The following is a 13,270-nucleotide window of genomic DNA, read 5'->3' as shown; positions in this document are numbered from 1 at the left end:
TGTAATGTAACAGGAGAAAACACATAGATGTGAGTATAAAAAACTCACTTGAGTTCTTATCTGTTCGAATACTATAAATCTTTGAATAAGTTATAAACAAAACGTTGAAGTTATGCAGTTTTTAAGAATTATGCAATACCTGCATTCTTTAGTACTAATAAACATAAATAATTTTATAAACAGTTAGGGAGGAAAGCAGATGACAGAACAGTTAAAGCTTTATATAAATGGAGAATGGATTGATTCAAGTAATCCTCAACTATTTGATGTAATTAATCCTGCAAATCAAGAAGTGATTGCTAAAGCCCCGAAAGCAACTAAAGAAGAGGTGGAACAAGCGATTAAAATTGCAAAAGCAACTTTTGAAAGTGGCGTTTGGTCTTCAAAAAATCCACAAGAAAGAGCTGCGATATTACTACAAATTGCTGACAAAATGGAAGAACATGCAGCTGAAATTGCTCAGTTAGAAACACAAAATAACGGAAAAGTGTTAAGGGAAGCAGAGGGTGATGTTGCCGACTCAATTAGCGCTTTTCGTTATTATGCAGGCCTTATTCAAAACCAAACAGGTGTAATATATGAAGCAATGGAAGATTTACAAACGATGATTGTGAAAGAACCAATGGGAGTAGCGGGGTTAATAGTTCCATGGAACTATCCATTGTTAATGGCGGTTTGGAAAGTAGCTCCAGCACTTGCGGCAGGAAATTCAATTATATTAAAGCCGGCTGAAATTACACCGATAACAGCTGTCAAACTGTTTCAGTTAATCGATGAAACAGATTTACCGAAAGGTGTTGCGCAATTAATCCTGGGTGGTGGAACCGTCGTTGGCCAGACGATTGCTGAAAGTGACGATGTGGATGTTGTCTCCTTTACAGGAAGCACAGGAGTTGGGCGTAGTATCATGCATGCGGCGACTGGAAACTTGAAGAAAGTATCATTAGAACTTGGCGGGAAATCCCCTAATATTATTTTTGATGATGCTGATTTCGAAACAGCTGTTGACTATGCTTTATTTGGAATCTTTTATGGTAGTGGACAAGTGTGTTCATCTGGAAGTCGAGTGTTAGTGCAAGAGGGAATTTACGATAAGTTTGTTGAAGAATACGTAAAACGCGCACAACAAATTAAAGTTGGCCCCGGACATGATGAAAGCTCAAAAGCGGGTGCAATAGTTAGCGAGAATCATATGAACAGCATTCTTGAATATATCCGTATCGGTCAAGAAGAAGAGGCTACATTGGCCTGCGGTGGTAATCGTATTGAGCGAGATGGGATGGAGAAAGGTTTCTTCATTGAACCAACGGTGTTTACCAATGTAACGAGCGATATGCGAATTGTTAAGGAAGAAATTTTTGGACCAGTTGTTGTGATTCAAAAGTTCAAAGATGAAGAAGAAGCTATTCGTCTAGCAAACGACTCTGATTATGGATTAGCTGGTGCGGTCTTTTCTACCGACAGTAATAAAGCATTACGTGTCATTCAAAAAGTTCGTTCAGGAATTACATGGGTGAATGCTTATCACCTCACAAACATTCAGGCACCATGGGGCGGCTACAAACATAGTGGAATAGGTCGTAGCATTGGCACATATGGACTGGATGAGTATCAAGAAACAAAACAAATTAATATGAATTTAAACCCACAACCACTCCATTGGTTTGAGTGATACAAAGACAATATTAGCTAATTGGAGAGATAGCAATAATCAAACCAATGAGAACTAGAGGTTTTTGTAAGCGTTCACACTGGTAATGAGCCAAAATCTTTCGTCGAAAATTGGAATAAGGGGGAAAGGAGAATGAAAAGGAGAATTTGGTTATACTTTTTCAGTTTAATTCCTGCTATAGGGAGTTTAAGTGTAATAAATAAGATAGAACCGTACGTTCTTGGCTTGCCTTTCGTTTTGTTTTGGCTGTTATTGTGGGTCATCTTAACTTCATTTTTCTTATACATCGTTAACATTTTAGATCCTGCTAACCATGAAGGAGAAGAGGACATATGAATATATCACTTTTTATTACATTTGCAATTTTGATATTCGCTTGTTATTTAGGTGTTAGCGCAAGGAAAGGTAAAGAAATGAATATGGAGCAATGGGCTGTTGGGGGACGAAGCTTTGGCTCATTAACTATATTCTTTATCTTAGCGGGAGAAATGTTTACTACATTCACTTTCCTAGGCGCAAGTGGGATGGCTTATGGTGTTGGGATGCCTGCAGTATATGCATTTAACTGTTTCTATTTTATTGTTGCATATTGGATGTTACCACCGATTTGGAAGTATGCAAAGAAAAATAATGTTATGTCGCAAGCAGATTTTTATGAGAAAAAATATAAGAGTGTAGGTCTTGGAGTTGTTGTTGCGATTATTGGTGTGATTGCATCTGTATCCTATTTAGTCATGCAATTTGTTGGTTTAGGAATTATTGTTTCGGCATCATCGTATGGGTCGATTTCATCAGGACTTGCTGTTGTGCTTAGTGGTTTATTAGTCACCGTATATGTAACAATTTCAGGGATGCACGGATCTGCCTGGACAGCGATATTCAAAGATATTTTAATTCTTGGAGTTATCATATTTATGGGCGTTTATTTTCCATTCCACTACTATGGTGGATTCAAACCGATGTTCCAAGCGATTGAGAGCGTACATCCAGAAATGCTCTTGTTTCCTGCTGAAGGATTGAGTATTACATGGTTTGTTACAACGTCGATTATGATAGCGTTAGCATTTTATCTTTTTCCACATATGCAAACGGGTGTTTTCTCTTCCAAAAGCGCGAAAGCCCTTCGTTGGAATGCTGCAAGTATGCCTATATATCAACTTATTATCGTATTTTCTGTTTTTATTGGGTTTGCTGCGGTTTTACAAGTGCCGGGTTTAAACGACGCAGACATGTCTATATTTAAGCTTGCACAGGGTGCATTTCCACCTTGGTTTGTCGGATTAGTTGGAGGGGCAGGAGCACTGGCGGCACTTGTTCCAAGCTCAATTGTATTACTGTCATCCGCTACACTTTTATCGAAAAACATTTTTAAAGTGTGGAGACCTAAAACAACCGACCAGCAACTTGGAAGATTAAGTCGTCTATTGGTACCCATCTTAGTCGTCATTGCTATATTTTTCGCTTTGAATGAATCGAAGTTGATTGGTTTAATTTACATTATGGTCTACAGCATTATTGTCCAGCTGTTCCCAGCACTTTTCTTTAGTCTTCTGAAAAAGAATCCGATTACCAAAATAGGTGCTTTCGCAGGGATGATTGTTGGAGTCATTCTAGTTATTTATTCGACAGTAACCGATACTACATTGGCGACGTTATATCCAAATCTTCCAAGTATGATCAAAGACTTTGATATGGGACTATTAATTATGATGATAAACTTTGTTGTCACATATGTAGTTGGCGTTAGTACAGAGAAGAATTTTAATAAAGAAACAGATGGTAATTTAGAAAAATATCAACAAGTTAAAGGCTAATTAAAATTGACAGTCGCAATTAACTTGCAACTTGCCATATCAATAATAAAAAAATATGTATTATTGGGAGGAACACAATGATGAAACTATTAGAGAAAGTAGCTGTAGAGAAAAGCAAAAACTACCAAGAATACACTGTAGCTGATGCAATTGTAGAAGAATTAGTTGACGCTGGTGTTGAAGTACTATTTGGGATTGTGAGTATTCATAATATGCCGATTTATGATGCGATACTCAGAGATGGGAAAATCCGTATGGCGACATCGCGTGGTGAAAGCGGAGCTGTCAATATGGCAGATGCTTATTCGCGCGCAACTGGAAAACTAGGAGTTGTATTAACAAGCACGGGTGCTGGAGCTGGAAATGGTGCTGGTTCACTAACAGAAACTTGGAACTCTGGTACACCTCTTCTTCACATTACAGGCGAAGCGGATTCAAACTATATTGGAACGGATCAACGTTATATCCATGAATGTAAAGATCAATTGAAAATGATGGAAGGTGTGAATAAATCTGCTTTTTTATTGAAACGTCCAAAACTAATTAAACCATTCATGAGAAAAGCAATTAAAGATGCAGTAACTGTTCCGACTGGGCCAGTCACTGTCCAAATTCCCACGAATTTTCAGGCAATGATTATTCCAGAAAATAATCTAGTTAATGTAGAAAATGTTAAAGATCCAGAAGTACAAGTTACATTACCGGAAGGAATCATTGAAAAAATCGCTGCAGCAAAACGCCCAGTGATTTGGGTGGGAGATGGAATTATTCACGCTGGCGCATCAGAAGAGTTAGTAACGCTAGTGAACAAAATTAAAGCAGGTGTCATTACAAGTGAATCAGGTAAAGGTGCTATTCCTGAAGATCACCCACTATGTATTGGAAATTTTGCATGGTTCCCACGTGTTGAGGAGCATGTAAGCAAAGCAGACTTACTTATTAGTGTTGGCGTTCGTTTCCGTGGCACTGAAACAAATGGTTGGTCTACACCTGTTCCGGAAAATCATATTAATATTGACTTGAATCCAGAAGCATTTAACCGTAACTTTGAAACACTAGACTTTTTAATTGGTGATGCAAAAGCTGTATTAGCAGCAATTAATAAAGGTATAGCGGATGTAGAAATCACTCGAGATCTAACTTATACAGAAGAGATAAAAGAAGTTCGTGAGGGAGTTCGTGAAGATCTTCGAAGTACAATCGAGCCTTACGGTGAAATTGCTGAAATTATGAACGAGCAACTTCCACATGACACAATTTTAGTAACGGATGTTACAATTCCTGGTTATACTTGGGCGAACAAATTAGTTGATGTACATGAACCAAGAAATTACCTCTACATGACAGGCGGAGGAATTGGTCAAGGTTTACCAATGGCGATTGGTGCTAAGGTGGGTCAACCAGACAAACCAGTAGTACTTGTAGCTGGCGATGGCGGGTTTATGGTAAATGCTGGTGAGATGATTACAGCTGTACATGAAGATGCGCCAATAATTGTTCTGTTATTTGATGATGGTGGTTACGGTATCTTGAAGTATTATCAAGAGGCTGCTTATGGCAGAAAAACTGCTGTTGATTTGAAAAACCCAGACTTTGTTATGATGGCAAAATCTATGGGGTATGAAGCGGAAAAAGTAACTTCTGTGGAAGAGTTTGAAAAGGGATTAGCGAATGCTTTAGCTAGCAAAAAATCTTACATGGTTGTTGTTGATGTTGAGGCAGTTGGAATTCTTAATTATAAAGATTCCAATGAATATATCCGCTCTTTCCGTCCGCACAAATAAGCAAACAAAATGATGGGCATAAAGAGATCGTTTTCTATATATGGCTGTCTCTTTTTACAAAGAATTGAACACTATGTGACCAAGAGTAATGAGATAATTAAGGGGGATCCCAAATTACGCAGCGATATAAACTCTATTCGTCTTGCAAACGACAATGATTATGGTTTAGCTGGTGCGGTCTTCTCTAGCAACAGTAATAAAATATTACGTGTCATTCAGAAAGTTCGTTCAGGAATTACATGGATGAATGCTTATCACCTCACAAACATCCAGGCACCATGGGGCGGCTATAAACAAAGTGGAATAGGTCGTAGTATTTACACATATGGACTGGATGAGTACCCAGAAACAAAACAAATTAATATGAATATAATCCCACAACCACTCCATTGGTTTGAGTGATACAAAGACAATAGTAGCAAATTGGATGGGAGAAATAATCAAACCAATGAAGATTTCCTATTTATGATTCCCTTTGATCCATCGATAGAAAGTAGTTAAATATACACCTGAAATAACTCTATGGAATTGTAAAAAATAAAAACTAGTGAGTTTATTTGTATTGTGGATACAAACGCTACGCCGGGGTTATCGACAATAGGACATCTTGGACGTTGGAAATCGTCCGCCAAAGCGTGATTTTGAAAGTTCCGAAGCTCTATTTGTTGTGGAAATTAACTTTGTTAAAATGCAGAATCTATTCTATATTTCGACTTAGGAGGAGTATACATGTCTACAAAACCATATTTAATTGTTGAATGGAACGACACGGAAACAGATGCAAAAGGATGGATGGTTGTACACAACTTTGTAAAGGGTTACACAGGTGGCGGTACAAGAATGCACCCATCCGTTACAAGAGAGGAAGTTGAGCGTCTTGCAGAAGCGATGGCGTATAAATATGTAGCAAGTGAATCAGAAACTACTGGAGGTTGTAAAGGTGGTATTGCCTATGATTATAAAGCTCCAGATGCTTTTGAAGTATTGAGGAGATATATAATTGCTATGCTACCGTATATTGACAACGGAGTTTCTTTAGGAAGTGACCTTGGTACGAAATATAATGATGTACTGAAAATCTTCCGTGAATTTGGGATTGAAATTCCTCTTACCCAATCTATGAAAAGTGATCCAGCTGTTTTAAAAGGAATAAAAGATTACGATGATTTATTACTTCAAAAAATCGATGGATTGTATATGAATGATGTAGTAACAGGTTATGGCGTTGCCTTCTCTGCTGACGAAGCTTGGAAATATAAAGATGGTGGAGAAGGTGCAAGAGTTGTTATTCAAGGATTCGGCTGCGTTGGTGCAAGTTGTGCGTTAAAACTTTCTCAACTAGGGTATAAAGTTGTAGGAATTTCTGATGCGAATCTATTTGTCGCTAGCGAAGATGGATTAGATGTTCAAAAGTTAATTGATCATAAGAATGAGTTCGGTGAAATGGATCAAAATTATTTTGAAAATGACTATGTAGTACGTCCAAACTCAGAATGGCTTGATGTAGATTGTGATATTTTAATTCCATGTGCGCTAGAAGATGTTATTAATAAATCTAATGCTAATCAAGTAAAAGCAAGCCTAGTTGTTGAAGCAGCAAACATCCCGATTTCTGCTGAAGGAGACGAAATCATCAAGGAGAAAGCTATTGATATTGTAATTGATTTCGTAGCGAACCTTGGTGCAATTAGATCTTACGATGCTGTTATTTTTGGATTAGTAGAACCAAACCCACAAGCAGTAATTGATGATATTGAAAAGCTTTGCCGTAAAAATGTTCGCACTCTCTTTACGGAGGCTAAAATGCAAAGCAGATATCAAAGAGATGTTGCATATGAAATTTTTAAACCGGCGAAAAGTGATTCAATGGAATATGTTTCACCAAATCTAACAGTAGTATATTAAATTTGATAGACAGGAGATGCAAAACGCATCTTCCGTCCGTTTTCATTATAGTACTACGAGTTAAATTAACTGAAAAGGGTGAATATTATGAAAAACGAGCTTGATAGCCGGCCGAAAGAATTACAACGGTCGATGAAAAGTAGACACTTATTTATGATTTCCGTAGGTGGAGTTATGGGTACTGGTTTCTTTCTAGGTTCAGGTTATGCTATTGGAGAAGCCGGTCCATTCGGAGCTATTGCAGCTTACTTATTTGGTGGACTTATTATGTATCTTGTTATGGTTTGCCTTGGTGAATTGTCAGTAATTATGCCAGTGTCTGGTTCGTTCCAAGCCCATGCGGAAAAATTTATTGGACCGGCCACTGGATTTATGATTGGTTGGATATATTGGCTCAGCTGGGCGATATATTTAGGTTTGGAGTTCGTAGCAGCTGGACTATTGATGGCTAGATGGTTCCCAGATGTTCCAATATGGATTTGGTGTCTTGTCTTCTCGACATTATTGTTCGGAATTAACGCATTAACAACTAGGGCATTTGCTGAAATGGAGTATTGGTTTACAGCGATTAAAGTACTTGCAGTAATCGCATTTATTATAATCGGTGGAGCCGCTATTTTTGGTATTGTACCAATTCAAGGTCAAGAAGCACCATTCTTATCGAACTTTACAAGTGCTGGCTTATTACCGGCTGGATTTATCGGAGTATTTGTTTCGATGATGACAGTTGTATACGCTTTCATGGGGTCGGAAATTGTTGGAGTAGCAGCTGGAGAAACCGAAAACCCGGAGAGAAATATCCCAGTAGCGATTCGCACAATTATTATACGTATTTTACTTTTCTATGTACTTGCAAACTTTGTATTATCTGCAATTGTTCCTTGGAAAGAAGCAGGAATTCTTGAGAGTCCGTTCGTCACAGTGTTTGATATGGTAGGTATTCCATATGCAGCTGATATTATGAACTTTGTTATTTTAACAGCAATTCTTTCTGTAGGTAACACGGGTATGTTTGCTTGTGCTAGAATTTTGTTCTCTTTATCACAGAGTGGTCAAGCTCCACCGATGTTTGGAAAAGTGAACAAGCGTGGATTACCAATGAATGCGCTTACTTTTACATTAATCTTTGCTTACGTATCTCTATTGACAAGTGTTATGGCTGAAGAAACATTATTCGTATTATTATTAGCGATTAGTGGTGTTGGTGGAATTGTCACTTGGATGGTGATTGCTTATTCGCAAATAAGATTCCGTAGGCAATATGTCGCTACTGGCGGTAAAGTTGAAGACTTAAAATATCGCGTCCCACTTTTTCCATTAATTCCAATTGTATGTATATCTATGTGTTTGGTTTTAGTAGCCATGACAGCATTCGATCCTACGCAACGTATTTCGTTATTTATTGGATTTGGTTTTGTAGTACTTTGCTATATCTTCTATTACTTTAAATTTACGCGAAAAAAAGAAGTGCCAGTTTCATTAGCTGAAAATGACGGTAGATTAGCAAGATAATTCATTTTTTCTTCATTCAGCGAAGCAAAAGGTGATTGCTAAAGTTCCAAAAGCGACTGCAATCGTACTGTCAATAAGTCGATTTCATAATTGAACAATCAACATTAAAATCAGAACAAGGTTGATTTCCGCTCCAGGCGGACGCTTTCCGTGGGCACGGCTTCAATTCCTCGTTACTGCGTTCCTGCGGGGCTTTCAGCTCGCGCTGTTCCCGCAGGAGTCGCCGCCTTACGCTCCAATCAACGAGAGTATTACACTATAGTGTCGAACAATGAATGAATTCAATATACGAATCGCTCGTTTTTATAACTAGAATAAGTAATTGTGAAATTGATTCAAATAAAAAAAGTTATAGATAACGAATGAAAAGGATGCGAATAGAACGATGAAGATTAAACAAGTAGATTTATTTGCAATTGAATTACAGCTTAATAATCCGTTTGTAGTTAGTTATGGCGGATATAATAGTATTCAATCTATCATTGTTAAAATTACAACTGATAATGGATTTGTTGGTTATGGTGAGGCAGTACCTGATAGTTATGTAACTGGGGAAACATTAGAAAGTACGTATAATATTCTAGCTCATACGTTAGCGCCTATTATTATTGATGAGAATCCACTTAATATTGAGCGGATTCACGACCTTATGGACGAGACAATTTTTGGTGTTTCAACCGCAAAAGCTGCAATTGATATTGCTTGTTATGATGTGGCAGGAAAAAGTGCAGGTTTACCAGTGTATATGTTAATTGGTGGTCGTTATCATGAAAGTATGCCAATTACCCATGTTTTAAGTATTGATACACCAGAAAATATGGCGGATGAGGCAGCACAATGTGTAGAAGCTGGATATCGTTCTTTAAAGTTAAAAGTTGGTACAGAGCCATTAGAAGATGTTAAAAAAATCAAAGCAGTTCGTGAGCGAGTTGCGGAAGACATTGCCATTCGAGTTGATGTGAATCAAGGTTGGAAAAATAGTGCGATAGCCCTGCAAATCCTTGATAAATTAGCAGGTCTCTCCATCGATTGGATTGAGCAACCTGTAACAGCAATTGATATCGATGGAATGGTTGAAATTAAAAGCAAATCGACTATACCAATGATGATAGATGAAGGTCTGCATAGTAGTGTAGAGATGCGCCAAATCATTTCGAAGCGAGCAGCTGATAAAGTGAATATCAAATTAATGAAATGTGGTGGTATATATCCTGCAGTAAAATTAGCTCATATGGCAGAATTGGCAGGAATCGAATGTCAAATTGGATCAATGGTAGAGTCATCAATTGGATCTGCAGCAGGATTTCATGTTGCATTTTCAAAGAAGATCATAACAAGTGCCGAACTAACAGGGCCATTAAAATTTGAAAAAGATGTTGGTAATTTACAATACGACATTCCGATTATTAAGCTTAATGAACGACCTGGATTAGGCATTGATGTAAATGAAGATATTTTACAAGAGCTAACAGTATATTCTAAAAGCCTTAGGAGAAAAAGTTAATTTAGACATACATCTACTTAAATAAATGTATATTATTGATTAATTAAGGAGCTAATAATGAGCAATTTAAACCCAATCGATTTTATTAGTGACAATCAAAGGAATATTATCCAGACATATCGTGACTTACACGCTCTTGCAGAACCTAGTTGGGGAGAAAAGGAAACTTCAGCTTATTTGATTGCAAAGCTTCAAGCGGCTGGATTTACTGTACAAACTTTTTCTGGAAATTACGGATTCATTGCTGAAATTGAAGGTAAAACAAGTAATGTTGTTGGACTAAGGGCAGATATGGACGCTCTTGTTCAAGAAGTTGATCATGTTGTTCGTGCAAACCATTCTTGCGGACATGATGCTCACAGCACAATGGTGTTACATACAGCGTTAGCATTAAAACAAGCTGGTATTCGTCCAGAAAAAACGATTCGATTCATTTTTCAACCAGCGGAGGAAACTGGAGAAGGTGCTAAGCGGTTTATGGAAGCTGGGATTTTGAATGGTATTGAGATGTTATTTGGCATCCATTTACGTCCAACTTTCGAAGTTCCTTATGGGAAAGCTGCACCAGCTATTGTCCATGGTGCCTCTGTAACTACGGTTGGTGTTATTTATGGCTTGCAGGCGCATGCAGCGCGTCCAGAGAATGGAAGTAATGTGATTGAGGCTGCGTCTTTATTAATCCAAGTGTTGCAAGGGATTAGACTTCAAGTAGGTTGTTCTTTTTCTGTTAAAATGACACAGCTTCATTCAGGGGAAAGTGCAAATACTATACCAGGAAAAGCTTCATTTACGTTAGATTTACGTGCTCAATCAAATGAAGGTATGACTGAGTTGCAAGAGAAAACAGCGAAAGTTCTTGAATCAGTAGGGAATTTAACGAATACTCAAATTAATTATGAATTTCAAGGGTTTGTACCCGCAGCTGCACTCAATGAGAAGATGATAGAAATAGCAAAAAAATCCATTGCGGATATATGTGGACCTGAACATCTCGTAGAACCTTGTATTACACGTGGAGGAGAGGATTTCCACTTCTATACAATGAAGCATCCGCATATTGCTGCAACGATGATTGGATTAGGGTGTGGTTTAGAGCCAGGCTTACATCATCCACAAATGTCTTTTCAAATTGATGCACTCAATTACGGTACAAAAATTTTAACAGTATGTTTATTAAATGCTGCAAAAATATAAATTGAAAAGAGAAAGGAAAACTAGTATATGGGTCAGCTCGAAAACCTTTCACTTACAATTCGCCCTATCCATGATGTGAAGGAGTTTGTTGAGGTAAGTGAATTAGAAAAAATCATTTGGCAATCAGATGATCCGGTTCCCGTTGCCCATGCAGTTACATCGGTAGATAATGGTGGAATGGTAATTGGAGCATTTTTAGACGATAAAATTATTGGATTTCAATATAGATTTGCTGGCTTTAATGGAATCAATACTTATTTATGTTCCTATTTACTTGGGGTGCATCCAGAATACCGCATCAGTGGAATTGGTGAACAATTAAAACTTGCTCAGTGTAAAGAAGCTTTAAAAATTGGTTATGATTTAGTTACTTGGACGTATGATCCATTAGAAACAGTGAATGCCAATTTAAATATTAAAAAGCTTGGTGGAGTTTGCTCTACTTATAAAGAGAACTATTATGGGGAAATGGAAGATAGTCTTAATTCTGATATTCCGTCTGATCGCTTTTATGTTGACTGGTGGATTCAAAGTGATCACGTAAAAGATAAAGTTGATAGAGTTTATGGGAAGCTCCCTAAATATCAAGAAGATATGGCAGTTATCAGAGTGAAAGAAAGGGAGAATGAATATCCAGTTCCTGAAGAAGTGAATACAAATTTAACTGTTGATTATGAAATATTATTTGTTCCAGTACCTGGTGAATTCCAGAAAATTAAAGAGGAAGACTTTGATCTTGCTTTAGAGTGGCGTTTGCAAACACGGAAAGTGTTTACTCATTACTTTAAAGCTGGCTGGCAAGTAAGTGATTTTATTATAAGTGAACGCGAAGAAATTTTTAGTCCTGTTTACTATTATGTTTTAACAAAAAGAGACTAGGACAAAACTAGCCAAATTGGACATGGATGGAACAAAGAATATCTTTATTGCCTATCAATGGCTTGGCTTTACGGTATAACTCTAGCAGTGTTAACCGTTGTCCTTGATATTGATAACGTTGTTTCAACTGTTTCACCATAACAATGACAAATAGACCTTTGTCATGAATACTTTTAATCAAAGGTGCTTGTGTAAACCAAGAATCCATTAAGACATAATCGGCAATGATTCCTTTGTTTAAGGAGTGATCTAACAATAGAGCAGCGATTTCCTGAAGGATTTAGGGAAGTAGAAAATAATCAGTTATTCAAGGATTTCCATAAAGAAATGTTAAGAATCTACGGTAAATCTAATCAAACTCAACATGGGTATAGACTTGAGTCGATGTAATACTTTCATGGCCAAGGAGTTCTTGATCATAAGTCAACGTTTTCTTTATTTTGTTGCAACATCAGTGTTGCAAATGTATGACGCAAGTGATGCAACGTGAAGCGGGTAGGTGGAAGGCCTGCCTTTTTCAACACATCTACAGAGATGACATGCAAACCGCACGGATCCAATGCTTTATGATTTTTATTCAGGAAAACAGATTCTGTTGGATACACTTGATCCTCACTTAAAGAAGCTTTATAGGATGCTAGAAGCGGCTTTAAGTGAGGATGAAGGGGCAGTATCCGTTCTTTTTTCCTTTTCCATCAATTCGAATCGTTTCATTTACCAAATCAATTTGTTCCCATGTTAATGAAACAAGTTCAGAGCGTCTCAGACATGTTGTGGCTAACAATTTAAACATTAACACGCAGCGGTAGATACGCTCATGCTCAGATCAGAGAAGATTCTGACTAACTTTAACGTGTCGAAAAAATAATGATTTAAATTATGATAACAGTAGCGCCCCTAAACAACAGGTAGGCGCTATTTGACGCTTACATTTATTCTTTCTTTGCTTTAATATTGTGCTGCTTTCCTCGGATGAATCCTCATCATTTGGTATAATAAAGGATAG

The 13,270-nt window shown here is 37.4% G+C and carries 10 protein-coding genes and 2 pseudogenes; 10 read left to right on the top strand and 2 right to left on the bottom strand.

The window, feature by feature from the left end; all coding sequences use genetic code 11:
• Window positions 1-199: 199 nt before the first annotated feature.
• The 10 genes from ACIQ7T_RS19950 (at window position 200) to ACIQ7T_RS19905 (ending at window position 12,264) form a co-directional block, all read left to right on the top strand.
• The gene (locus tag ACIQ7T_RS19950) at window positions 200-1,672 is read left to right on the top strand and encodes an aldehyde dehydrogenase family protein (RefSeq protein ID WP_402872896.1); all 1,473 of its coding nucleotides are present in this window, start codon (window positions 200-202) and stop codon (window positions 1,670-1,672) included.
• A gap of 132 nt (window positions 1,673-1,804) precedes the next feature.
• Window positions 1,805-2,008 (top strand): DUF3311 domain-containing protein, encoded by a 204-nt coding sequence (locus tag ACIQ7T_RS19945; protein WP_402872893.1) that lies wholly within the window; start codon window positions 1,805-1,807, stop codon window positions 2,006-2,008.
• Window positions 2,005-3,486, top strand: coding sequence for a sodium:solute symporter family protein (locus tag ACIQ7T_RS19940; RefSeq protein ID WP_402872890.1), 1,482 nt, complete (start codon window positions 2,005-2,007; stop codon window positions 3,484-3,486). The genes ACIQ7T_RS19945 and ACIQ7T_RS19940 overlap by 4 nt, the downstream gene beginning before the upstream one ends.
• A gap of 77 nt (window positions 3,487-3,563) precedes the next feature.
• Window positions 3,564-5,270 (top strand): thiamine pyrophosphate-binding protein, encoded by a 1,707-nt coding sequence (locus ACIQ7T_RS19935; RefSeq protein WP_402872887.1) that lies wholly within the window; start codon window positions 3,564-3,566, stop codon window positions 5,268-5,270.
• Between the two features lie 75 nt (window positions 5,271-5,345).
• On the top strand, window positions 5,346-5,672 hold the full coding sequence (locus ACIQ7T_RS19930; RefSeq protein WP_402872884.1) for an aldehyde dehydrogenase family protein: 327 nt from the start codon (window positions 5,346-5,348) through the stop codon (window positions 5,670-5,672).
• A gap of 327 nt (window positions 5,673-5,999) precedes the next feature.
• Window positions 6,000-7,175, top strand: coding sequence for a Glu/Leu/Phe/Val family dehydrogenase (locus ACIQ7T_RS19925; protein WP_370076413.1), 1,176 nt, complete (start codon window positions 6,000-6,002; stop codon window positions 7,173-7,175).
• A gap of 87 nt (window positions 7,176-7,262) precedes the next feature.
• Window positions 7,263-8,687, top strand: coding sequence for an amino acid permease (locus tag ACIQ7T_RS19920; protein WP_370076415.1), 1,425 nt, complete (start codon window positions 7,263-7,265; stop codon window positions 8,685-8,687).
• A gap of 385 nt (window positions 8,688-9,072) precedes the next feature.
• Complete coding sequence (locus ACIQ7T_RS19915; protein ID WP_402872881.1) at window positions 9,073-10,191, top strand: mandelate racemase/muconate lactonizing enzyme family protein; 1,119 nt, start codon at window positions 9,073-9,075, stop codon at window positions 10,189-10,191.
• 57 nt (window positions 10,192-10,248) lie between these two features.
• Window positions 10,249-11,385: an amidohydrolase gene (locus ACIQ7T_RS19910; RefSeq protein ID WP_402872879.1), complete on the top strand. Its 1,137-nt coding sequence runs from the start codon at window positions 10,249-10,251 to the stop codon at window positions 11,383-11,385.
• 27 nt (window positions 11,386-11,412) lie between these two features.
• The gene (locus ACIQ7T_RS19905; RefSeq protein WP_402872876.1) at window positions 11,413-12,264 is read left to right on the top strand and encodes a GNAT family N-acetyltransferase; all 852 of its coding nucleotides are present in this window, start codon (window positions 11,413-11,415) and stop codon (window positions 12,262-12,264) included.
• A 22-nt stretch (window positions 12,265-12,286) separates the two neighbouring features.
• Here the strand turns inward: ACIQ7T_RS19905 and ACIQ7T_RS19900 are convergent.
• Window positions 12,287-12,520 (bottom strand): annotated as a pseudogene (locus tag ACIQ7T_RS19900) (IS4 family transposase); the annotation flags it as partial.
• Between the two features lie 160 nt (window positions 12,521-12,680).
• Window positions 12,681-13,057 (bottom strand): annotated as a pseudogene (locus tag ACIQ7T_RS19895) (tyrosine-type recombinase/integrase).
• Between the last annotated feature and the right edge of the window lie 213 nt (window positions 13,058-13,270).

The sequence above is a fragment of the Lysinibacillus sp. NPDC096212 genome, assembly GCF_044763105.1.
Lineage (GTDB): Bacteria > Bacillota > Bacilli > Bacillales_A > Planococcaceae > Lysinibacillus.
This window is presented reverse-complemented; position numbering and strand designations above follow the sequence as displayed.

Coding starts and splice junctions, on each gene's coding strand:
- ACIQ7T_RS19940 (WP_402872890.1), top strand. CDS start 2,005: ATGAATATATCACTTTTTATTACATTTGCAATTTTGATATTCGCTTGT.
- ACIQ7T_RS19920 (WP_370076415.1), top strand. CDS start 7,263: ATGAAAAACGAGCTTGATAGCCGGCCGAAAGAATTACAACGGTCGATG.
- ACIQ7T_RS19925 (WP_370076413.1), top strand. CDS start 6,000: ATGTCTACAAAACCATATTTAATTGTTGAATGGAACGACACGGAAACA.
- ACIQ7T_RS19910 (WP_402872879.1), top strand. CDS start 10,249: ATGAGCAATTTAAACCCAATCGATTTTATTAGTGACAATCAAAGGAAT.
- ACIQ7T_RS19915 (WP_402872881.1), top strand. CDS start 9,073: ATGAAGATTAAACAAGTAGATTTATTTGCAATTGAATTACAGCTTAAT.
- ACIQ7T_RS19950 (WP_402872896.1), top strand. CDS start 200: ATGACAGAACAGTTAAAGCTTTATATAAATGGAGAATGGATTGATTCA.
- ACIQ7T_RS19945 (WP_402872893.1), top strand. CDS start 1,805: ATGAAAAGGAGAATTTGGTTATACTTTTTCAGTTTAATTCCTGCTATA.
- ACIQ7T_RS19905 (WP_402872876.1), top strand. CDS start 11,413: ATGGGTCAGCTCGAAAACCTTTCACTTACAATTCGCCCTATCCATGAT.
- ACIQ7T_RS19935 (WP_402872887.1), top strand. CDS start 3,564: ATGATGAAACTATTAGAGAAAGTAGCTGTAGAGAAAAGCAAAAACTAC.